Origin of the sequence: Bifidobacterium sp. RTP21102st3_E2_RTP21102_210122 (assembly GCF_040916945.1) — a bacterium.
GTDB lineage: Bacteria > Actinomycetota > Actinomycetes > Actinomycetales > Bifidobacteriaceae > Bifidobacterium > Bifidobacterium longum.
Genome location: NZ_JBCPAN010000001.1, coordinates 267021 through 290572, shown reverse-complemented (window position 1 = coordinate 290572; position 23552 = coordinate 267021). Strand labels below are relative to the sequence as shown.

At 60.3% G+C, this 23552-nt stretch carries 16 protein-coding genes, 1 pseudogene and 1 riboswitch; of the genes and pseudogenes, 8 read left to right on the top strand and 9 right to left on the bottom strand.

The genetic code is table 11. From position 1 onward, the window contains the following. Nucleotides 1-5 precede the first annotated feature (5 nt). Entirely contained in the window at nt 6-2567 is a 2562-nt protein-coding gene (locus AB5287_RS01295; RefSeq protein WP_368220409.1) for a YbhN family protein, read from the top strand. Nucleotides 2568-2712: 145 nt separating this feature from the next. Next, nucleotides 2713-2994: an HU family DNA-binding protein gene (locus AB5287_RS01290; RefSeq protein ID WP_007053170.1), complete on the top strand. Its 282-nt coding sequence runs from the start codon at nt 2713-2715 to the stop codon at nt 2992-2994. A gap of 115 nt (nt 2995-3109) precedes the next feature. On the opposite strand, the gene pafA is transcribed toward AB5287_RS01290, so the two are convergent. From pafA to AB5287_RS01260, 6 genes and pseudogenes are all read right to left on the bottom strand, one after another. Further along, entirely contained in the window at nt 3110-4570 is a 1461-nt protein-coding gene (pafA, locus tag AB5287_RS01285; RefSeq protein ID WP_131237339.1) for a Pup--protein ligase, read from the bottom strand. Next, complete coding sequence (locus AB5287_RS01280; RefSeq protein ID WP_007055644.1) at nt 4570-4773, bottom strand: ubiquitin-like protein Pup; 204 nt, start codon at nt 4771-4773, stop codon at nt 4570-4572. The genes pafA and AB5287_RS01280 overlap by 1 nt, the downstream gene beginning before the upstream one ends. A 90-nt stretch (nt 4774-4863) precedes the next feature. Beyond that, on the bottom strand, nt 4864-5760 hold the full coding sequence (locus AB5287_RS01275; protein WP_007053167.1) for an inositol monophosphatase family protein: 897 nt from the start codon (nt 5758-5760) through the stop codon (nt 4864-4866). An 11-nt stretch (nt 5761-5771) separates the two neighbouring features. Next, nucleotides 5772-7439 carry a depupylase/deamidase Dop gene (gene dop, locus AB5287_RS01270; protein ID WP_077385816.1) on the bottom strand — a complete coding sequence of 556 codons (1668 nt, stop codon included), beginning with the start codon at nt 7437-7439 and terminating at the stop codon, nt 5772-5774. 21 nt (nt 7440-7460) lie between these two features. Further along, nucleotides 7461-9008, bottom strand: a pseudogene (gene arc / locus AB5287_RS01265) (proteasome ATPase); the annotation flags it as partial. 78 nt (nt 9009-9086) lie between these two features. Continuing rightward, on the bottom strand, nt 9087-9785 hold the full coding sequence (locus AB5287_RS01260) for a DedA family protein (protein ID WP_007057155.1): 699 nt from the start codon (nt 9783-9785) through the stop codon (nt 9087-9089). 50 nt (nt 9786-9835) lie between these two features. Between AB5287_RS01260 and serB the strand changes: the two genes are divergently transcribed. Genes serB through fmt form a run of 4 tightly spaced genes read left to right on the top strand, consistent with a single transcriptional unit; the run spans nt 9836 to nt 14683 of the window. Continuing rightward, nucleotides 9836-10558: a phosphoserine phosphatase SerB gene (gene serB / locus AB5287_RS01255; RefSeq protein ID WP_022527777.1), complete on the top strand. Its 723-nt coding sequence runs from the start codon at nt 9836-9838 to the stop codon at nt 10556-10558. A 39-nt stretch (nt 10559-10597) separates the two neighbouring features. After that, nucleotides 10598-12910 (top strand): primosomal protein N', encoded by a 2313-nt coding sequence (locus tag AB5287_RS01250; RefSeq protein ID WP_368220407.1) that lies wholly within the window; start codon nt 10598-10600, stop codon nt 12908-12910. 58 nt (nt 12911-12968) lie between these two features. Next, nucleotides 12969-13673, top strand: a complete 705-nt coding sequence (locus AB5287_RS01245) for an HAD family phosphatase (protein ID WP_013141141.1) — start codon at nt 12969-12971, stop codon at nt 13671-13673. Nucleotides 13674-13696: 23 nt separating this feature from the next. Then, nucleotides 13697-14683, top strand: a complete 987-nt coding sequence (fmt, locus tag AB5287_RS01240) for a methionyl-tRNA formyltransferase (RefSeq protein WP_082253968.1) — start codon at nt 13697-13699, stop codon at nt 14681-14683. Between the two features lie 91 nt (nt 14684-14774). Here fmt and ilvD read toward each other — a convergent pair whose 3' ends face one another. Next, complete coding sequence (ilvD, locus tag AB5287_RS01235) at nt 14775-16637, bottom strand: dihydroxy-acid dehydratase (RefSeq protein WP_080786031.1); 1863 nt, start codon at nt 16635-16637, stop codon at nt 14775-14777. 201 nt (nt 16638-16838) lie between these two features. On the opposite strand from ilvD, the gene rpoZ reads away from it, so the two are divergent. Further along, nucleotides 16839-17123, top strand: a complete 285-nt coding sequence (gene rpoZ / locus AB5287_RS01230) for a DNA-directed RNA polymerase subunit omega (RefSeq protein WP_007053158.1) — start codon at nt 16839-16841, stop codon at nt 17121-17123. Between the two features lie 222 nt (nt 17124-17345). Beyond that, a riboswitch (SAM riboswitch) is annotated at nt 17346-17405 on the top strand. Further along, nucleotides 17401-18621, top strand: a complete 1221-nt coding sequence (gene metK / locus AB5287_RS01225; protein ID WP_010080946.1) for a methionine adenosyltransferase — start codon at nt 17401-17403, stop codon at nt 18619-18621. It overlaps the preceding riboswitch by 5 nt. Nucleotides 18622-18688: 67 nt before the next feature. Here metK and AB5287_RS01220 read toward each other — a convergent pair whose 3' ends face one another. Further along, complete coding sequence (locus tag AB5287_RS01220; RefSeq protein WP_368220505.1) at nt 18689-21976, bottom strand: HsdR family type I site-specific deoxyribonuclease; 3288 nt, start codon at nt 21974-21976, stop codon at nt 18689-18691. Beyond that, nucleotides 21963-23540 carry an RNA-binding domain-containing protein gene (locus AB5287_RS01215; protein WP_011068837.1) on the bottom strand — a complete coding sequence of 526 codons (1578 nt, stop codon included), beginning with the start codon at nt 23538-23540 and terminating at the stop codon, nt 21963-21965. The genes AB5287_RS01220 and AB5287_RS01215 overlap by 14 nt, the downstream gene beginning before the upstream one ends. Nucleotides 23541-23552: the final 12 nt, after the last annotated feature.

Sequence of the window (23552 nt, the reverse complement as noted above, 5' to 3'; positions counted from 1 at the left end):
ATTTCATGACTACTGAACAGGATCAGTCCACTACGGAAGATCGCCCGGACAAGGCGACCTCCTCCACTACCGACCGGCCGATCGCCTCTGGTGACGGCCGGTCGGCCAGTTTTGCTGTCAGCGGACCGGACAGCCCGGCAACCGACGACAGCAACGATTCCGGACCATACATCGACGACATCGCTCCGCGCCGCACGCGCGACTTCGGCGACCTGACCCGAGCCGGTCTGTCGCTATTGATGGCCGCCGTGGTCATGGTGTTCGCCGTGTATCTGGGCGGCATGACGCGCGGCGTCGAATCCGACGCGCATACCGCCGCCCAAGCCATCAACTGGCTGGCTGCTTTCCCCTCCACCGTACTGACGCAGCTGGCCACCACGGTCATCGTAGTTATCGTGCTCGCTCAGTTGCTCTTGGCCCGCGAATGGCTGCAAGCTGCGGTGTCCGCGCTGGCCATGTTTGCCGGATACGGCATTGTGTGGGTCATATCGACGGCAATCAGCAGTCTGAACGATTTCACCCTGCCAATGGCACTGGTCTCAGCCGCCACCTCATACGGCTCCGGGCTGTTGCCCGACATCTACGCCGGCATGGCGTCCTTCCTGACCGCCGCCGGGCCACGCCGTACCCGCTCCACGGTCAAATGGAGTTGGAATATCCTGTATGCCATCGCCGCGGTGATGGTGGTGCTTTCGTGGCATTCGGTTACCGGCATGCTGGTTTCGATGGCCGCCGGTCGCACGGTGGGCATGCTTATCCGATTCGTGGTCGGCACGCAGAATAAAGGCGTGTGGGGCAAAGATCTCGTCGCAGTGCTCTCAAGCATCGGATTGGAAACCACCTCACTCATCCGGCATCAGGAGCCCGGAATCAGCCATGGCTCATTGTCTGCCACGTTGGATGACGATTTGACGGAAGGTTCGCGCATCTACGATGTGGAGACCGCGAATAACCGTCGTTTTATCGTTTCCGTCATCGACGCGCAAACCCATACCGTCGGCTATCTGAAGCAACTCTGGGATTGGGTGCGTTTTACCAGCGTGTCCATTCGACGCGATCGTTCCGTGCGCGACGCCGTTCAGCATCACTTTGCCATGCTGCTCGGCCTGCACAATATCAAACTGCCCGCGCCCTCCCCATACGGCATCGCCGATACGGACGAGTCCGCGATTCTGGTGCTGGATGCGCACACCATCGAGTTGCCCGCCAACCTGAACACGCTTACCAAGGCGGATGCCGTGGCCTACATGCGCTACCTGTCCGTGGCGAGCCGGCGCGGCTATACGCACCGGCGCATCACGCCGGACACGCTCGCCCGGCTTGAAGACGGCACCGCCGTGATTGCCGGCTGGCTCAACGGCGACAACGCTTCCGGTCCGGCCAACACCGCGCTCGACAAAGTTCAGCTGCTAGTGCTGTTCGCCGCGCTGATCGGCGTGGAACCGGCGGTGGAGGCCGCCCGCGAGGCGTGGGGAGACACGACTCTGACGGCCTTGGCCCCGTTCATTCAGAAGGTCGCGGTCCCCTCCCCCACGCGCGCGCTGGAATCCTGGGACAAGCAGCTGCTCAAGGGCCTGAGGAGTCGTATCACCGCGCTGGCTGACGAGGAGACGGTGGAATCCGCCGAACCGGTGACGCTGGCCCGATTCTCCTGGCGTTCGATGATCACCATGCTGCTGGTCATCGTGGCCGTGGTCGTGGTCTTCACCCAACTGAAGCCCGAGGAGATCATCACCGCGCTGACCAACGCCAACCCGTTGATGGCGGTGGTGACGCTCGCGTTCGGTGTCTGCGGCTGGATCGGCTCGTCGATTTCGCTCGGCGCTCTCATGGATCGCAACAGGCGAGATAATACGGGCGTGTTCATGAGTCAGGTTGCCGGAGGCTTTGCCACGGTGTCCATGCCAGCCGGCGTGGGCCCCTCGTTCGTCAACCTGCAGTTCCTGCGCAAATCCGGCTATCGCAACACCCAGGCGACCGCAATTATGAGCGCCGCGCTCGTGGTGTATTACGCCGTGTACTTCTCCATGCTGGTCATCATCGGCCTGTTCACCGGCCGCAACATGTTCTCCGGCGCAATCCCGACAAACACGTTGGTTATCGTGCTGGGCGTTGTGGTCGTGGTGCTGTCCATTGCGATGATGATTCCGCCGTTGCGCCACTGGGTGACCCGTCGTCTTATGCCGCTGGCCAAGACGTATATCAACCAGCTGCTGGACGTGCTTTCCCAGCCCCGACAGCTCACAGTCAGCTGCCTGGGCGCGCTGTTCCAGAACGCGACCACTGGGCTCGCTTTCTGGGCGGCCCTGCAAGCGTTCGGCCATTCATCGAATCCGATTGAAACGACGTTCGTCTTCCTGCTGGCCTATGCATTGGGTTCCGCAGTGCCCACCCCCGGTGGTCTGGGCGGTGTGGAAGCGGCGCTGACATTCGCGTTCGTGGCGGTCGGAGTGCCGCAGGGCGTGGCGCTTTCCGCCACTTTGCTGCACCGCGTGGTGTTCTACTGGCTGCGCATTCCGCTGGGCGCGGCGGCCATGAAGTGGCTTGACAAGCATAATCTTGTCTGATTCGTCTATTTTCATACCCCCTTCGGGGAAATAGATGTGAAAACCCTTATAAAACGCGGGTTTTCGCAGAAACATGCGCTAGTATCATTGATGACAACATGGACTAAGCAAAAGTGCTTGTCCCCTGACCCAAGAAGGATGCTTTATGGCATACAACAAGTCTGACCTCGTTTCGAAGATCGCCCAGAAGTCCAACCTGACCAAGGCTCAGGCCGAGGCTGCTGTTAACGCCTTCCAGGATGTGTTCGTCGAGGCTATGAAGTCCGGCGAAGGCCTGAAGCTCACCGGCCTGTTCTCCGCTGAGCGCGTCAAGCGCGCCGCTCGCACCGGCCGCAACCCGCGCACTGGCGAGCAGATTGACATTCCGGCTTCCTACGGCGTTCGTATCTCCGCTGGCTCCCTGCTGAAGAAGGCCGTCACCGAGTGACCTTCTGCTCGTAGCGATTACTTCGAGCATTACTGACGACAAAGACCCCGACCGAGATGGTCGGGGTCTTTTTGTTGTGGTGCTGTGACGTGTTGTCCAACCGTATTATTCCGGACTAGTTCAGCGCTTCCATAAGCTGCTCGAATCCCAGGGTGGGCTCGGCCTCGAAGGGATCGAGGAGTATGGCTTCCCGGCGTTCGGGGGCGGTCAGGGTCAGGTGGGTCCAGTCGGCGGAGAACTGGGCTCCGACGTTCAGGGCCGCGTCCACGAACCGGCCACGCAGGGCGGCACGGGTGTCGGTCGGCGGATTGTGCACGGCGTATTCCACGTTGTCTCCTGTCAGCAGCTCACGCATCTGGTTGCGGGCTACGAGCGAACCGTACAGGCGACCGTTGGCGATGTCGTGGTAGTCGAGCTCAAGCTGTTCCATCTGGGCGAAGGTGACGTCCGGGCGACGGCGTTTGAGCGCGTCGAACAGACGCTTCTTGGCGGCCCAGTCTACGCGGTCGGCGAGCGCATCGTATGCACCACGCTCCAGCGCGTCCAGAACGCGGCTCCACTCCCCCATAATCGTGTCGATCGTGGTGGCCGGCAGCGAACTTGCCAGCGCATCGACATGGGTTTCGATGAAGGCCTTGACCGCCGCATAATACCGGCGCTGCAGACCCAGTGCGGACACGGATTCGCCTGATTCGAGCGTCAGTTCGGCGCGCGGATCGTCAAGGAATCGACTGACCGTGCGATTGGCGGCAGCCGGATCAGCAAAGGCATACTGCTCGAATCCGGACGGAACGCCATGGCGGAAGGCGTCTTCGATCGCGCACAGCACAAGGTGCGTGACGGCGAGCTTCATCCATGTGGACCATTGCGAACGGTTCGAGTCGCCGATGATCACATGCAGCCGGCGGAAGGAGTCGGGGTCGGCGTGCGGTTCGTCGCGCGTGTTGACCATCGGGCGGGAGCGGGTGGTGGCCGAGGAGACGGCCTCGTCCAGGAAGTCCGCGCGCTGGGTGATCTGGAAGCCGTCCGGGGTCATGCGGCCGGCACCGGTGTACAGCTGGCGGGTGATGAGGAACGGCAGCAGCTGGTGTTCGATGGTCTCCAACGGCACGAAGCGGCGGACCAGGTAGTTTTCGTGGCAGCCGAAGGCGTGGCCGGCGGAGTCGACGTTGTTTTTGAACACATGGATCGTGGCGTGTGCGCCGTAGGATTCGCGCAGCTTGCGCTGGGCCTTCAGGGCTAGGTTGCGCATCACGTGTTCGCCGGCGAGGTCCTGGGCCAGGGCCTCGCGCGGGTCGCGCGCTTCGGCGGTGGCGTATTCGGGGTGGGATCCGACGTCCAGATACAGACGTGAGCCATTGGCCAGATACGTGTTGGTGGAGCGGGAACGGGAGACGATGGGCTGGAACATGGTCATCGCCACCTGGCCGGCGTCCACGGGGCGTTCGGCACCGGTGACCGCCACGCCGTATTCGGTTTCGACGCCGAAAATACGGCAGAACCCGTCCATCTCGGCGGATGGTACGGGTTCCGTGGCGTGCAGGGAGCGGGTGCCGCTGTCACGCAGTTGGGGCATCACTCGCCGCCTTTTTGCACGAAGCTGTTGACGTATTCCTCGGCGTTGGTTTCCAAGGCGGATTCGATGTCGTCGAGGATGTCGTCCAATACGTCGGCTTGGTCGGTGGACTCGGTTTGGGCGGCGGCCTGCGTGGTGGCGAGGGCGTCGTCTTCCTGAGACGCGGCCTGCTGTGCTTGAGGTTGTTCGAATTGTTGTGGCATGTTGTCTTCTTTTTGGGCTGTCAAACTCCCCTCAGTCAGCCTTCGGCCGACGGCTCCCCTCACCCGAGGGGAGCCGGAGGAGTCAAAAAATTATCGCTGGTTGATGGAGTCGAGCCACGGATACTGCTGCAGGTAATGCTGCAGTTCGCGGATGATGAGTCCATTGGAGGCCACTACATCGTTATCGTGACGCCAGTGGATGCGTTCGCCGTCCCAACGGCTCAGCGTGCCCTGTGCCTCCCAGACCACTACGGTGCCGGCGGCGATGCCCGCGATATCCCACACGTGCAGCATCGGCTCGAAGTAGGCGTCATAGGTGCCGTCGGCCACTTTGCACAGGTCGAGCGAGACGGGGCCCACGCGCTTGATGTCGGCCGGGCGTCCGGCGAGCGAGGAGGCCACGTCGAGCGCACGCTGCGATTCGCTGGGGATGAAGGACATGCCGTAGCTCAGCACAGAACCATCCAGCGAGGAGGTCATCGACGGCACGACCTTGTCGCGCTTCTCGCCGACCGCGGTTTTGTGGATGCGCACGGCACCCGCTCCCCTGGCGGCCAGGTAGGTCAGGCCGAGGGCCGGGGCGTGCACGATGCCGATGATCGGCTTGGGCTCGTTGTCCGGGCCGAATTCGAACAGGGCGGCGGTCACCGTCCATTCGCTCATGCGACGTACGTAGTTGATCACACCGTCGATCTTGCCGATGTACCAGTAACGCTGGCCAGGGCGGCTTTCGGCGGGGCGGGTGGTCCAGAAGCCGTCGAAGTGGGCGATGTCGGCGATTCTGGCGCTCATGAAGCGCATGATCTTGTTGTCCACTTCAAGCTTGTAGCGGGGGCCACGGTCCGCGTTCTCGGTGCTCGGCTGGGCGAGGTTACGCGGATTGAGTTGGTCGTGGAGGGCATGCTGGCCGGCTTCTTCGAGCAGGCCGGCGACTTTGAGCGCAAGGTTGCGCAGGTCCTGTGGGGTCTCTTCGCGTGTTTCTTCCATAGCTACCAAGTCTATCGTTCGGCGTTGATGGCCAGCGACTTCAGCAGATCGATGGCGTGTTCGGCTGAATTGAGTTCGGTTTCGCAGTGCGCCTTGGTGAAGGCGAGCGGATCGGAGATGTCGAGGGAGAACAGGTGATGGTCGGTAGCGGCCATATGGCCGGCATTGCCGTAGAATTCGACCGCCTCGCCCTCGTCTGCGGCGCGCGGGTCGCGAACAGTGAGTCGGGACCAGCTGGCGGCGGCCACCTCATCGCCGAATTGCGCCACGAGTTTTGCCCTGAGCCAGGCGCGGGTGTCTTCCGGCGGTTCGGTGGTGGCGCGTGCGATGTCGGCGGCGCTCACCACCCGTTCGGTGCGGGGTTCGAGTTTGGTGAAGATGCTGTCCGCGGGGTCGAGCGCCGCCCATTTCAGGTCGATGACCTTCAGTCGCGGATCATTCCATCCGTTGGCCACGCCGGGTGCGGACGTTGTGGTGATTTTGCGGCGCAGTTTTTCGAGCAGCTGCCATTTGAGCAGCCATTCGATGCGGCTGGCCTCGCCGGTCATGGCCAGACGTTCGTCATCGTCGGCGGCATGGCGGATGGAGGCGCAGTCGATGAGCGCCTGCTGCCACATCGCCATAATGGATGTGGTGGATTTGTCCGGCCAGGCGGGTTCGCCGGCGGTGTCGGTACCTTCGACCAGTGCGGCAACCTGGTAGACGGCTTGGCGCAGTTTGAGCTGGATAAGCCATGCGTTGGTTTCGCCGCCGTTGGCCAGCGGCAAGATTGCCCCCAGCGTCAGGTCGCGGGAAACGGTGTGTATGGCCTCGACTGGGTCAGACAGTTCGAGTTCGTCGAGGAAGGCGTTCAGGTCGAATCCGGCCTCGTCCGCATGTTCGAGCAGCCACAGCAGCATGCTCGTGGTGCCGAGTTTCAATGCCTGCGGTACCTCCATACGGTTGGCGTCGCCGACGATGACGTGCAGGCGGCGGTATTCGTCGGTGGAGTGGGATTCGTCGCGCGTATTGATGATCGGGCGTTCGAAGGTGGTTTGCAGGCCGACTTTGGCGTGGATGTAGTCGGCGCGCTGGCTGAGCTGGTAGCCCGGAATCTCGCTGTTCTCGCCAATCCCTACGCGGCCGGAGCCGGCGTAGATCTGGCGGGTGACGAAGTGGAGGGTCATCAGGCGTGTGACCAAGTCGAATGGCACCGCGCGGGCCATCATATAGTTCTCGTGCGTGCCCCAGCAGGAGCCCTTGCCATCCACATTGTTGCGATGCAGGGCAATGGGAGTGCCAGTCTGTTTGCGGGCGTGTTCGGTGGCGGCCTGCATGATGAGGTCTCCGGCGTGGTCGTATCGGACCGCTTCGAACGGGTCGGTGGTTTCCGGCGCCGAGTATTCGGGGTGGGCGTGGTCCACATAGACGCGGCCGCCGTTGGGGGCGATCACGTTGGTGATGTTGAGCTGCGGGGCGTCGGTGAGCATGTCCGGGCGGGCGGCGGCGCGTTCGAGACGGGTGCCGCGCGCGTCGTTGACCGGGTCCTCCTGCCGGTAGTCCCAGCGGATGGATTTGCTGTGGCTGTCCGCGGCGCCATTCACCACGTCGAAGGACAGTTGCACCGGATTGTAGCGGTCCGGGGTGTTCAGGGATACCGCGTATTCGGTTTCGGTGCCCATCACTCGTTTAACGGTCATGTAGTGCTCCTTGAGCTTGAGCTATTCGGCGGTGCGGATGCGGCGGATCGGGTCCATGCCGTTGATGCGCGACCATTGTTCGGGGTCCACGTCGGCCATGGAATCGCGGGTCTCGCGGTATTCGTCTTCCACGGCGGCAGCGAGCAGCGGCACGGTGAGTGCCACGTCCAAGCCGGTTTCGATGGATTCCTTGACCGCTCGGGTCTTGGCCCGGTCCACGATGTTCTTGAGCATCGCGCCGGAGACCACGTCGGCCAGGAACAACGCATGCCACTGGCCGTTCTCCTCCTGCACGTCGCATAGATGGCGGCGTTCGAAGGTTCCGTAGATGTCATGCACCAGCACGGCGGACAAGGCGTGCGCGTCGACGCCATCTTCCAGAGGCAGGTCGTCGGTGAGGTAATGGTCCACGATGGCGATGGCCTGATTGGCTTTGGGCCGACCAACGCGAATCTTGACGTCGAGACGCCCCGGTCGTAGCACGGCCGGATCGATCATGTCCACACGGTTGGATGCGCCGATCACCATCACATTGTCGAGTGATTCCACGCCGTCGAGTTCGGAGAGGAACTGGGGCACGATCGTGGTCTCCACGTCGGAGGAGACGCCGGAGCCGCGGGTGCGCAGCAGCGAATCCATTTCGTCGATGAACACAACCACCGGATTGCCGTCCGCGGCGCGTTCACGGGCACGCTGGAAGATCAGGCGAATCAGCCGTTCGGATTCGCCGACGTATTTGTTGAGCAGTTCCGGGCCCTTGACGGACAGGAACACGCCCTTGACATGGGTTTCGGCCGGGCTGATCGAGCCGTCGCCATTCGTATCGTAACCACCCTCGCACAGGGCGTTCGCCACGGCCTTGGCGATCATCGTCTTGCCGTTGCCGGGCGGGCCGTACAGCAGCACGCCCTTCGGCGGCTTCAGATCGTAGCGCTCAAACAGCGCACGATGCTGGAACGGCAGTTGGACGGCGTCCCTGATACGACCAATCTCACTATCCAAGCCGCCGATGTCGGCGAACGTGACGTCCGGGGTCTCCTCCAGCACCAGATCCTTGTCGCCCTCGGCGGGCAGCGCTTCGATGGCGAGGCGGACGGACGGATCGACGATAATGCGGTCGCCCTGATTGATGCCCGCATACGCGAGCGCGCCGGAACGGCGGATGAGCACGGGATTGCCGGAGGCGTCGGTAACGATCAGTCGACCGTCGTCAAGTACCTGCTTGACACTGCGAATCTGGCCCACGGTGTCAGCGTCGCGCTGCTCGACCAGCACGAGCTTCTCGTTGAGCATCACGGTGGCCCCGGCGGTCAGGCGGGCGGCGTTGACGTTGGAGGCCACAGGCACCACCATGCGGCGGGTGCCGGAAATGACTTCGGCCGACGCGTGCTGGATGCCGTCTTCATCGGTGCGGGTGGAATCGACCTTGACCATGGTGGCGAAGGTGAGCGGCGGCTGAGCGAGCTGGGCGAGCTGTGACTTCGCCTTGGTCAGTTCCTTGCCGGCGCGGCTCAGCGCTTCGGCGAGCGCATGGTTCTTGGCCATCAGGCGATCGTTCAGCGCGGCGAGATCTTCGGTGTCGCTCATGCGGGTTCTTCGCTTCCCTTCTATCCGGGATTTTCGGCAACTTATGGCAGTCGGCAGACCCTATTCGTTGCCGTCGGCGGATTTCCTGTTACGTATAACAGTACGCACTTTTCGCACCACGAACCATACGATGACCACAATCACGGCCGCGATGACCACGTCCTCGAACACGCCGAGCGCGCCTTGAATCGAGCACCACTGGTCGCCGAGCAGGTAACCGGCGGAAACGAGGATGGTGTTCCACACGGCCGAGCCGAGCAGGGTCCAGCCGGTGAAGTGCAGGAAGTTCATGCGGTTGAATCCGGCGGGAATCGAAATCAGCGAGCGTACCACGGGAATCACGCGGCCGATGAGCACCGACCATGTGCCGTATTTGGTGAACCAGTCGTTGGCTTTGCTCACGTCTTTGCGGCTGACGCCGGGGATTTTGTCTGCCGCGAGATTGATGCGATGCAGGCCCACCCAGCGGGAGATGCCGTACAAGGTCCAGGCACCCAGTACGGAGCCGATGGTGGCCCAGATGATTGCGCCCGGCAGACTCAGGGTGCCGCGTGCGGCGGTGAAGCCGGAGAGCGGAAGGATGACTTCGGACGGGATGGGCGGGAAGATGGATTCGAGGGCGATGGCCAAGGCCACGCCGATACCGCCGATGGTTTCCATCAGCATGATCAGCCAGTCGGTGATGGTGCCGATCAGGCCGGGTTCGGTGGTGGTGCAGATGGGTGTGGGGTCGGTTGCAAGAATAGTGGCGGCTGCCATGGAAAAACTCATAGAGGGCATTGTCCCAAGGTTTTCCCAGAATCAGAAGCATGACGCAAGAAGATGTGCATTTTGTTGACAAGTCCGCCGAGAGCGAAGTTGGGAGCCCGGCTGATTCTGCGGTTTCTGTGCCGACGCTGAGCAAGCCCGGCCTGCTGGTTATGGATGTGGACTCCACGCTCATTGACGAAGAGGTTATCGACGAGTTGGGCGTGGTGGCTGGCTGCGGTGAGGAGATTGCCGGAGTGACCGCACGCGCCATGCGCGGCGAACTGGAGTTCTGCGATGCGCTGCGCGCACGAGTGGCCCTGTTGGAGGGCCTGCCGATCTCCGTGTTCGACACGGTGCATGACAAGCTGCATTTCACCAAGGGTGCACTGGAGCTTATCGACACGCTGCATGAACACGGTTGGAAGATCGGCGTGGTGTCCGGAGGCTTCCATGAAGTGGTTGACATGTTGGCGGCCGAGAGCCATATCGACTATTGGATTGCCAACCGGCTTGAGGTTGAGGACGGTCATCTGACCGGCAAAGTGCTTGGTGAGATCGTATGCAAGACCGTGAAGTTGCACGCCTTGCAGACATGGGCGGACCGTTTGGGTATTCCGATGAGCCAGACCGTGGCTGTGGGCGATGGCGCCAACGATATTCCGATGATTCAGGCCGCCGGTCTGGGTCTCGCGTTCTGTGCCAAGCCAAAGACCCAGCTCGCCGCCGACAAAGCCATCAACGACCGCGACCTAACCCACGTACTCGATTACCTGCGCCGGTAAAATTTTACCGACCTCGGCTCCGGCACTTATAGTTGAGCCATGACTACTTCAGGCGCAGAACAGTTGACGCTTGCGGGGCTGGCTCCCCGCAAGCGGCGTAAACGTGCGCCTGCGGAGCATACGCCGGCCGAGCAGCATCCCATAGCGCAAGTCGTGCTGAATGTGCAGGCGCTCCACCTCGGTCAGACATTCGATTACTTCATTGATGAAAAAGACAGCGAGGCCGCACAACCGGGTGTGCTGGTGCGCGTGCGGTTTGGCGGTCAGAGGGTCAGCGGCGTGATCTGGGCACGCACCGATACCAGTGATACGCCGCGCTCTTCGATTCGCTATATCGAGCGAGTGCTAAGCCCCGATGTACTGGTTCCCGCTTCGATGCGCGAGGATATCGGTCTGGTTGCCAAAGCCTATGGCGGCACACGGGCCAATATTCTGCGTTTCGCCGTGCCACCGCGCGTGGCCAAGGTGGAGACCGAGCAGCGGTTGGCCGCGTCGTTCCGTCGGCCGGTCGGCGGCTCATTGCCGGATAATACGCAGGGTGGTTTTGCCGGGCGTGGCACCAATCCCGATGGGGCCAAACCTGCTGGCTCTACCTTTGCCGTTGCCAGTACCGTTTCGGAGGGGGCTGCGCAGGGGTATCGTCGTCTGACCGCCAATTACGCCGACGTCAATGTGCTTCATGATGCGCTTACCGGTCAGCGTTTCCAATCTTTTGTGTTTGATTCGCTGCCCGGTGCACAGGAGTGGCAACGGAACATGGCATGGATGGTGGCCACTGCGCTGAGTGCCGGTAAAGCTGCCGTGGTTGAATTGCCCACCATGCGCGAGGTCGAAGACCTGATGCCTATGCTGCGCAATTATGGGCTCAAACCGTTCGCCCCTGCTCCGGCCGGCGGCTGGGTGGGCGACGTCGCCGTGCTTAACGCGGAGACCATGCCCGCGGCCGACCGGTATCGCACCTATCTGGCTGTGGCGTTGGGACAGGTGAAGGTGGCGATCGGCACCCGTGCGGTGATGTATGCGCCGGTTGAAGGCCCGGCGCTGTTCGCCATTCTGGAGGATGCCGCCTATCAGAACATGGACGGTATGATGCCATATCCACAGGCCCGTGGCGTGATGCGGCTGCGCGCCAAGTCCCATGACGGCGTGTTCGTGGCCATGGCCAATGCGCGCACCCCGCAAAGCCAGTGGGAAAACACCGGTCCAGGTACAGTGGAGACCCCAGTGAGCGGCTATTCCACCACAATTCATCCGCTCGCCTCGCCGCTGAAGGACGCCACTCCTTGGGTGCGTTGGCTCAATCGCGATGAACTTGCGCGTCTTGCCGACCCGTCCATCGGGGCGCGCGTGCCGCATACGGCCGTCCGCGTGCTATCTAAGGCTTTGGAGAGCGGCCCCGTGCTGCTGTCCATTCCGCAAGACAGCGTCAGTGAGACTCTGAGTTGTGCGAAATGCCATCGTCAGGCGCGTTGTGCCAAGTGTTCTGGACCGTTGCAACTACCGGCCGACCGCCGGGATTCCACACCGCGATGCCGCTGGTGTGGGGCTGCTGCCATCAATTGGAAGTGCCCGGGCTGTGGGCATGAACGTATGCGTGTGGTGCGCGTGGGTGCTGCAGGCACTGCGGCTGAACTGGCCGGATTGTTCCGCGGCGTGCCAGTAGTTTTGTCCAGCAAGACGCAGGGCCTGGTGCGCGATGTGGCTTGTCAGCCGATTATCGTCATCGCCACTCCCGGTTTCGAACCGCGCGTGCGTCCGGTCAGTGCCGAGCAGGGATCGGCTGGCCATGAGTATCGTGCCGTGGCCGTGCTCGACGCTTGGACCAGCTTGTATGCGTTGGGCGTGGATGCTCGCTTGGATACATTGACCGCGTGGATGCGTGCGGTGTCGTTGTGCGCGCCGCGTTCCCGTGGCGGCCAGGCGTTGATTCTCGGCGAAACCGACCCGGCCATCGCCCAATCGCTGATGCTCTGGGATTCGAGGATTCTTGCAGCCAAGGATCTTGAGGAGCGTGTGGAGACCGGTATGCCGCCGGCCGTGGCCGCCGCCTGCGTATGGGGACGCCGTGATGCGGTGATGACGCTGATGCAGCGTATCGGCGCGCTGGGCGGCGATTGGACGGCCTGCGGCGAGCTGCCCGGCATGTTGGGCCCGGTGCCGATCGCGCAACCGGACACGGTCGACGCCCGGGAGCTCGAAGCCACGGACGACCGGGTGAAGGCAGTAATCCGTGTGCCGCAGAGTCGGCGAGCCGAGCTGGCGGCCCGACTGCACCGGGAAACCGCTCGTCATGTGGCGTCCCGCGAACCCGGCGAGCTTCGCTTCCGAGTAGATCCCAAGGACCTGATCTAATCGTCTTCAACACGTGAAACGATAATTACAGAATGAACATCGCTAGAAGGAGGACACCATGAAGGGTTGGCCTGGAGAGCCGGATATGGATTACGACGTGCTGGTCGCGGATGGCGAGGCCGCTGCGAACGCCGGCAAGCCGATCACCGACGTGATCTTCGATTTCGGCAACGTGCTGATTTACTGGGATCCGGTCGCCGTGCTCATCCCCCGCTACAGCCAGAAGACCATCGACGAATTCCTCGACAACGACATCTCCGGCTTCTACGATGTCAACGACCTGATGGACGGCGGCACCAGCACCGACGAGGCCATCGCCATCATGCGCCGTGACAAGGGCGATAAGTGGGCGGACATCCTCGACTACTACATCAAGAACTTCCGCGACTCCCTGACCGGCATCGTGCCGGGCGCGCGCGTGCTGGTCAATGACCTGAAGGCCGCCGGCATCGGCGTGTGGGGCCTGAGCAACTGGGAATCCAGTCTGTTCCACGTGGCCGAGGAACAGTGCGATATTCTGCAGCAGCTTGATGGCAAGCTCGTCTCCGGTTTTGTCAAGCTGCGCAAGCCGCACAAGGAAATCTACGAGGCCGCGTTGAACCAGTTCGGCATCAAGGCCGATGGCGCGTTGTTCATCGACGACAAGGCCATGAACATCGTCGGCTCGAATGCGGCCGGCATCCGTGGCGTACGTTTCCAGGATCCGGTCAAGCTGCGTGAACTGCTCATCGCCAATGGCGTGAACATTCCGGCCGTGCAGTGAGCATCGACATTTCAAGGAGGACCATGCTCAAACTCGTGTTCGCCGGCACCCCCGACGTGGCGGTGCCCTCGCTCAAGGCCTTTGCCGCCGACCCACGTTTTGATGTGGTCGGCGTCATTACCCGCCCCGATGCGCCTACCGGTCGCGGCCGCAAGCTCACGCCCAGCCCGGTCAAGGCGACGGCTCTGGAGCTCGGGTTGCCCGTCATCGATCTCAAACCCCGCTCCCCCGAATTCATGGAGGCGTTGAACGACCTGCATGCGGATATCGCCGCTGTCATCGCCTATGGCAATATCCTGCCCAAGAACGTGCTTGATGCGGTGCCCATGGGCTGGTACAACCTGCATTTCTCCAACCTGCCGAAGTGGCGTGGCGCCGCTCCCGCCCAGCGTGCGATTTGGGCAGGCGACCCGACCACCGGCGCCGACGTGTTCAAGGTCGGCGAGGGCTTGGACGATGGCCCGATCGTCGCTTCCCTGACCATCGAACTGACCGGCCGTGAGACCTCCGGCGAACTGCTTGACCGTCTGGCCGAAGAAGGCGCGCCCATGTATGTGGATGCTCTGGCCGCCGTCGGCGAAGGCACCGCCACATTCACCGCGCAGCCGGCCGAGAGCCTGGAATATGCGCACAAGATCACGGTGGAGGACGCCCGCATCAGTTGGACGGACGAGGCCGAGGCCATCGACCGCCAGATTCGCGCCTGCACGCCACATCCCGGGGCATGGACCGAACTGTTTGCGGAAGGGCCAATCGCCGATAATGACGAGTCAACCGCTAAATCCCTCGCCCTGCATATTCTCGCCGCACAACCGGCCGACCAGTCCAATCCCAACACTCCGGCCGAGCTTCAGCCCGGCGAGCTGAAGGTGGGCAAGAAGAACGTGTGGGTTGGTACCGGCAGCACGCCGCTGGAACTCACCCAAGTCAAGGCGCAAGGCAAGAAGGCCATGCGCGCCGCCGACTGGGCCCGAGGCGCACGCCTCTCCCCCGCCGCCTGCGTGCGATAACAAGCAATATCGCTCCCGCCTTCGGAAGCACAGTAAAGGCCCGGCATCTTCATAAAGAAGATGCCGGGCCTTTCAGCTATGCAATCGGCGATCAGTTGAGACCGGAGAGCTTGTTGATCAGCTCCGGGTCACGCGTCGCACCCTTGTCGGCCGAGCGGGCGAAGGCGGCGTACGCCTTCAGCGCCTGGGAGACGTGGCGGTTGCGGTGAGCCACGTAGCCGTCGCCAGCCTCAAGCTCGCGACGACGCTCGTCCAGCTGCTCGTCAGTCAGTTCGACGTTCACGGAACGGGCTTCGATATCGATATCGATGATGTCGCCGTTCTTGATGAGCGCCACCGGGCCCTTGTTGGCAGCCTCAGGCGCCATGTGGCCGATGGCCAGACCGGAGGAACCGCCGGAGTAGCGACCGTCGGTGAGCATGGCGACCTGTTTGCCGATGCCCTTGCCCTTGACGAAGGAGGTCGGGTACAGCATTTCCTGCATACCCGGGCCGCCCTTCGGACCCTCGTAACGAATCACAAGCGCCATGCCAGGCTTCAGGGTGTCGTTCAGAATGACCTCGATGGCCTGCTCCTGGGAGTCGACCACCAGAGCCGGTCCACGGAACTTCCAGATCTCCGGCGGAACACCGGCGGTCTTGACCACGCAGCCGTCGGGGGCCAGGTTGCCGCGCAGCACGGCGAGGCCGCCTTCGTGAATCTCCGGGTGGTTGATGTCGTGGATGGCGCCGTTGGCGCGGTCACGGTCGAGCGAATCGAACAGGGTGGTGTGGGTCCACGGCTCCGGGGAGATGATGTGGCCAGGAGCGGCCTTGTACATCTGTTGGGCTTCCTCGGTGCAGGTCGGGCGCATGATGTCCCAATCGGCCAGCTTGGCTTCCAGCGTCGGGTAGTCGATGGAGTGCACGTTGGTGTGCAGCTTGCCGGCGCGGTCGAGCTCGCCGAGGATGCCGGTGATGCCGCCGGCGCGGTGCACGTCGGAAATCTCCCACTTGCCGGACGGCGAGGCCTTGCAGATGCACGGCACGGTGTGGGAAATACGCTCGATGTCGTCCAGGGTGAAGTCCACGTCGGCGGATTGGGCCATGGCGAGGATGTGCAACACGGTGTTGGTGGAACCGCCCATGGCCACATCCATGGTCATGGCGTTCTCGAAGGCTTCCTTGGTGGCGATGGAGCGCGGCAGCACGGAATCGTCGGAATCGTCATAGTACTGGTGGGCGATCTTGACGACCTGCTTGGCGGCACGCTCGAACAGGTCCTTGCGGTAGGAGTGGGAGGCGAGGATGGTGCCGTTGCCGGGCAGGGCCAGGCCGATGGCCTCGGTCAGGCAGTTCATCGAGTTGGCGGTGAACATGCCGGCGCAGGAGCCGCAGGTCGGGCAGACGGTCTTCTCATAGTTGAGCAGTTCCTCATCGGAGACGCTGTCGTCGGCGGTGGCGTACATCACGTCGATAAGGTCGGTGCTCTTGACGGTGCCGTCGGCGAGCACCGTGGTGCCGGCCTCCATCGGGCCACCGGAGACGAACACGGTCGGGATGTTGAGGCGCAGGGCGGCCATCAGCATGCCCGGCACGACCTTGTCGCAGTTCGGGATGCAGATGAGTGCGTCGGCACAGTGCGCGTTGCACTGGTATTCGACGGTGTCGGCGATGATGTCGCGGGAGGGCAGGGAGTAGAGCATGCCGGTGTGACCCATGGCGATGCCGTCGTCCACGGCCATCGTGTTGAACTCGCGCGGGATGCCGCCAGCTTCCTTGATAGCCTCGGAAACGATGCGGCCGACCTTGTTGAGGTGGACGTGGCCGGGCAGGAACTCATCGAACGAGTTGGCGATGGCGATGATGGGCTTCTTGCCCATGTCGTCTCCGCTGACGCCCGCAGCACGGTAGAGGGCTCGGGCGCCTGCAAAGACGCGCCCTGACATAATTTTTGCAGATCGCATTTCAGTCATGGTTCTATTCAAGCCCTTGTGAGGGACACGCCACTTGTCAAGAGTCGAATAATGGAATTTGCAAAAACGTAACGTTTCTCACACATATTTTTGGAATACATTCCTCCACTGGAAGTCTGGCGGAGGTCCGGCAGAAGTCCCCCCAAACGGCTACACTTGCTTCGGTTGAGATAGATTTTCCAATGTCTGGAGATAAGAACAATGGCTTTTGGTACTGACCCGACACCCGACGGTCTTGCGAACCCGCCGATCGACGACCTGATGAAGCACGCCGATTCCAAGTACGCGCTGGCCATTTTCGCCGCCAAGCGCGCACGCCAGATCAACTCCTACTTCACGCAGCTCAACGAGGGCCTGCTGCAGAACATCGGCCCGCTGGTCGAATACCAGAACAATGAGAAGCCCCTGTCCATCGCCTTCCGCGAAATCGACGAGGGCCTGCTTGAGGAGACCTTGGGCGAGGACGACGCCAACGAGGGCAACTGATCGATTCCGACAATTCGTTTGGATTGTTTGGACAGTTCGTCGCCGAATGATGGTGTGAGAGTTCTCTCACAACTGATTTTGAGCGACACGCTTGCCTGAGTTATCGCAATCGGCTATAACTCAACATCAGGAGCGAATAAGACGTAAGGCTCGCGCCACCGCGCTGGTTGGCACGAGCCTTTATTTATGCCCGCTTCCACAGTGACAAGTAAAAATTGACACCGTATCATTGTGCCTCGCATCCCGCGGGGCGATAAGTCCTGAAGAAAGGGATGATATGACAGAAGAACATCGGCTTATTTCCGCCGAATCCGTGACCGAAGGCCACCCTGACAAGGTCTGCGATCAAATCTCCGACGCCATTCTTGATGATTTGCTGGCCCAGGATTCGTCCAGCCATGTGGCCGTGGAGACCTCCGCCGCCACCGGCGTGTTCCTGGTCTTCGGCGAAGTCACATCCGAGGGGTACTGCGACGTGCAGTCCAAGGTCCGCGAAACCCTGCGCAACATCGGCTACACCTCCTCCGAGGTCGGCCTTGACGCCGATTCCTGCGGCGTGGTCGTGGCCATCACCGAGCAGAGCGCCGAAATCAACCAGGGCGTTGCCCGTCTGACTGACGATCAGGAGACCGCCGCCAGCCGCGAAGAGCGTTACGAAGCACAGGGTGCCGGCGATCAGGGCGTGATGTTCGGCTACGCCACCGACGAGACCCCGACGCTGATGCCGCTTCCGATTTACTTGGCACATCGCCTCGCCTTCCGTCTGACCGAGGTTCGTAAGTCCGGCGAAGTGCCGCACCTGCGCCCGGACGGCAAGACCCAGGTGACCATTGAGTATGACGATGACGATAAGCCCGTTCGTCTGGACACCGTGCTGATCTCCACTCAGCACGATCCTGAGGTTACGCAGGATTGGCTTGCTGTTGAGCTGAAGAAGCACGTGATTGACCCGGTGCTTGATGAGGTGCTGGGTTCCAAGGTGCCGCATGACAACTACCGTCAGCTGGTCAACCCGACTGGTTCGTTCATCCTGGGCGGCCCGGCGGCCGACGCCGGTCTGACCGGCCGCAAGATCATCGTCGACACCTACGGTGGCGCCGCCCACCACGGCGGTGGCGCGTTCTCCGGCAAGGACCCGTCCAAGGTCGATCGTTCCGCCGCGTACGCCACCCGTTGGGTTGCCAAGAACATCGTGGCTGCCGGCCTGGCCCACAAGGTCGAGATCCAAATCGCCTACGCTATTGGTGTTGCCGACCCGGTATCCGTCAACGTGGAGACCTTCGGCACCGAGCAGGGCGTGACGCGCGGCCAGATCGCCGCCGCCGTACGCAAGGTCTTCGACCTGCGCCCCGCCGCCATCATCGACGAACTCGACCTGAAGCGCCCGATCTACTTGAAGACCGCCGCTTACGGCCACTTCGGCCGCACAGACGTTGAGTTCCCGTGGGAAAAGACCGACAAGGTCGAGGAGCTCAAGGCCGCGATTGCTGCGGAGTGATATCGACTAGTCCAAGAAGGGGTGTTTCCGCTGATGCCAGCGGAAACACCCCTTCTTGTATATGAGTCTAGTGCTCGTTCTTCGTCTCGCTTTGTCCATCCGTATTGTCGGTATCATCGATGTCGAATCCGCCCATGAGTACGAAACGCTTCAACATATTGGTGGCGCGCATACGCACCTTGAACACCGGCAATGCCTTGTGATCATGCTGCTCAAAGAAGGCTTTTGCCCGTTGCACGTCAAGCGAGGAACGCAGTGCATCGAAACGTCCGAACTCGTTGATGTTCGCCTCGTCTATACGTTTGGCAAGGAATTCCTCGACCACCGATCTGTTGACACCCAATCGATCGACCAGTTTGTCGACTTGCTCATTCTTCTCGCGTGCAGCATAGCGCGTGATGTAATCACGTAGCGTCATACCGGCTTCGACCTCCACGTCGCCACGCTCCACGTCATGCAGGAACAGTTCAGCGAGTCGTTGTTCATCCCGCGAGAGCGCGGCAAAGGACCGGTGCAGCTGCGCAGACATCTCTGCCAACTCCGGGCTATTCTCCTTGAGCGCCTTCAGCCATTTATCGAAGTTGGCATTCATGTAATCGGTATCGATGAGTCCGGTATCAATTTCGGTGAGGTAACCATCCAGTTCATATGGCGCTTCAGGATTATCGTTCACATCATCATCTGGGTCACTACCGCGATCGCTATTGCCATCGAACAGTTCTTTATAGCGTTGCGCAAGAATGAGGTACGTACGTTCGTCAATTTGAGGACGCACCACTTCAGACTCGCCATGCTCATCATTGTCCTCATTCGTATCGTCAGTATCCGTGCTATCGACCTTGTATTCCGTGGTGCTCCAGTCAAAGCCCTGCACTTTCGCCGCTTCAAGGTACCGATTCAGTTCCACGAACTCCTTGGCAAACTTACGTCTAGCCTCTACCGACTCCGGCAGCTGCATAAGGTCCGATTCTCCGCTGTCTGAGAATACGTCGAGAATCTCACGGTACCGAGTATCCATGGATTTCACATTCGCTGGCAATTTCTGTACGAACAGGTCGAGCGGTCGATCACCCGAATACAGTTTCACAGCTGCCTCGATGAAACCATGCATGGTGTACGGCTTACGGTAATAGCGGATGACGCCAAACGGCTTATCTGGGCCAAACAGACGATTCGTACGACTGAACGCCTGAATGATGCTTTCGTAGTCGATAATCTTATCGAGATACAGCGTATTCACCCATTTCGAGTCGAACCCAGTGAGCATCTGGTCTACGACAATGAGCAAATCAAGCTGCTGGCTGCGGTTCGTTGCTATACCACCATACGGACTCTTGTGCGACAGTCGCGAAGAAATATCCTTCTTCATCGCCGGCCATGTAGGAATGACGAATTCTTTGCCGAACGCCTCGTTGTAATCGGTGATGATTTCGGTCAGCGCATCCTCTTTGTCTGTCGCTCCTTCGTTGTTGTCGATATTGGGATCGAACAACGCCGTCACATGCAACTTGGGTGCCTGCTGCTTGAATAAGTGATAATAGTTGACAGCTTCAGGAATGGAACTGGCAGCGAGCATCGCATGGAATTTGCCCGCATGGCTGAGCACCGGGAACTGTTCAAGAATGTCCGAGACCACCATACTCGGGTGCGGAGAGTCGATACCATATTGGTCTCGTCCCAGGAAATCCTCGATGCCACTGATGCGGTTCCCGGCACCATCAACCATCGGACCCATGGGGACCTCAGACTTATCCATGTAATGCTGGAATACTTTGGCCTTGACCGAGTCGGCGAGCGCATCTTCCGCACTCTCCGCCTTCGCCTTGTCGAGAGCCACGGCACGTCTGACTTCAGAATCCTTGTACGTGGTCACCATGTACGGGTCGAACCCGAGCACATTATGGTCGCGAATGCCGTCGGCAATGCTGTATCGGTGCAAACAGCGGCCGAATACCATGGCAGTGGTGGAATTCTTCTTTTGGTTCTCATCCAGAATGGGTGTGCCGGTGAAGCCGAAGAACAGCGCATTCGGGAAGGAACGACGGATGTCCTGCAACATGTCGCCGAATGTGGAACGATGGCATTCGTCCACAATAAAAACGATACGTCGTGCAGCCAGCTGATCCAGCCACGCCTGGGTGACGCCCCGCTCCCCTGCTTTCACGTTGCTCATCTTCTGGATTGAGGTGACGATCAGGGTGTCGTTGACATTGGTGCTGTTGAGTTTGTCCCGCAAAACGCCGGTGTTCTCAGTACCTTGTACTTCCGTCTCACTGTCAGCAAAACTGCGGTATTCCTTCAGTGATTGGGTGCCTAGCTCGATGCGGTCCATAAGGAACACGACTTTATCGGCGTCATGCGAATCAGCTATGAGTTGTGCCGATTTGAAGCTGGTCATGGTTTTTCCGGAACCGGTAGTGTGCCATACATAGCCGCCTGGTCGTCCCGGAGTAGTTGGCCGCTGTTCCCAATCGCATTTGCGCACCACGTCAGAGATGGCGTTCGCAGCGATGTACTGGTAGCTGCGCAGCACCTTGAGGCATCCGTCTGCCGAGTCGGCGATGGTGTAGAAGCCGATGAGCTGATGCGCCATGGGAATGGACAACAGCCCCGCAGTGCCGGAAGTACCGCCGATGAACAGCTTCCATTCGTCTTTGCCGGGGTTTTGCCCGCCGCAGATAGGCTCGTTGTTGTAGTCAGCCCAATGGAAGTAATAGCTTGGATTGAATTTGTCTACGCCCGGATTGGCGAAGTAGACGGCGTCATCGGGGTTCATGGCTACAAAAATCTGTACGAGTCGGAACAGGCCGGTGAATACGCCTTCGTGTGTGTACTTTTCAATCTGATTGGTTGCTTGGCTGACCGGTATGCCACTTTTCTTAAGCTCGATATGAATCAATGGCATGCCATTGATGAGAAGCACGAGGTCGCCGCGCCGCGAGTTCAACATCTTGTTCTTGGCGGGATAGACCGGTTGCTGAGCAATCTGATAGGTGCTTTTGCCGCCTGCGATTTCCTTGCGGTCATAGATGTAGAGGCTGATTTCCTTGCCGAAATGCGCCACATCTTCTTTGTTGTCACGCGTGATGGACACGGTACGCCCATTGACGAACGAATTGAGCGCAAGCGGGGTTCGTAGGGTCTCGATCTGCTCGATTATCTGGGTCATTTCCCCGTCCGTCAGCGGGTATTTGCCAAGCCTGTCTATGTCGTTGTTGTTGCGGTACAGTATGTCTTTCCAATTGTCGAGCAAATCCCGCTCAGTTGGATAGCGCAGGACACCGTCCTTCCATCCATGCTGCTTAAGCACGGTGATGACGTTTTCCTCAAACACCGATTCGCTATCGAATATCATGATTCTTCTCTCCCCGAACTTCCCAGTGTCCTGCCTTTCGCGAGCCGACGCGCTTAAGCAATCCACACCCAATGAGTATTTCAGCATCCCTTCGCACAGTCGCTGATGAGACTCCCGCGGCACGTGCCATGTCGTCATATGTCGCGCTGGGGCTCTTTTCTACAAAACGTAGAACAATTCGCTGTCTCTCGGTTATCTGCTCATTCAAACCATTTAACTGCTCATTATTGTCAGTTATCTGCTCATTCAAACCATTTAACTGCTCATTATTGTCAGTTATCTGCTCACCACGGATGAATACATGCTCATTTTGATCGAGCTTGGCATCCGGCTCCAACATAAGCGTGAGCACCGTACGATCAGCCTCGCCGAAGCTCTCCTCAATCTGCGGTTCAGGAAGTCCTGCATTCGCCCATGTGGCAAACACATCGGGAACACCCGTACCAGCTCGCTCGCCCACATCGATTAGGCTGAACATCTTCATGACAAGACCGTTGCGCGGATCGGACACCCCGCCAAGACGCATCTGCTCAACGCCCGTTCGGATATCGCCCGGATTTTCGAACACCAATCTATCGGGTGCGCGTCTGACCACCACACCACGCACGCCATAGTAATCAGCGTTGAACAAACAGTTGGCCAATGCCTCGCGAATTGCCTTATGCATGGGAGTGTCATCAACGCGGAAGATGCCATTAAGTTTGAAAGGGGTCTTCAGAGACTCGGCAAGTTTGAGATTCACGCGGAAAAAGAAATCAAAGAGGTTGCCTGACCACATGCCATCGCCGGAATGGACACGATCAGTCCAACGAATCGTCGGATCTAGAGTCTCCTGATAATCAAGGAAATAATGCGGACATTCGCGCACGATGTCATAGTCGTTGCCGAACATAAGCAGACCGCCGAACGTAGGATGAAGCTTACCGTCTTCTCGGCTCACCATTGCCGCGCCAACAGCACGCAGAAAACGCTCGTCATCGAGATCGGTCCAAGAACTGCCCTGACGTACCGTACGGAAACGATTGCGATATGCCCGCACTGTGTCTGTATTGAAGTCGGCAACAGTGAGATCGTCCAGCACCTTGGAATCCATCGTCTCAGCTCCCTGATCCCGGAGCATTGCTGAGATCTCCTGCCGCGTGCAACGGTAGTCGCCCTCACCACGCCGACGGTAGGTTCCCCCGAAGAGATCATTATTGATATACACGGGGCGTTCGTCACGCGGAGCGCGCGGAACGTGAATAGCCAGCACCATCCCACCATCCGCTTCGAGCACTTCAACTTCCGATTCGATGGGCAGCACGGCGCTCACCTTGGACCGGTTGCTGACCGTGTTCCAAAAGTCCTGGCGAAGATGTTCCGCTTCCACTGGTGCGAGCCCGACTGTTTCAAATGTGCCGTCTTCGCGTTCTTTGACACCAAGCAGGATGACACCGCCATAGGTGTTGGCGAAGGCGGAATAGGTCTCCCACATGCTGCGTGGGAGACCGCCTTTCGCTGCTTTCGCTTCAATCCGGTTATTCTCGCGATATGAGGCGAGCTTCACGATATCGAATGTCTCCATTGCTCTACCTCC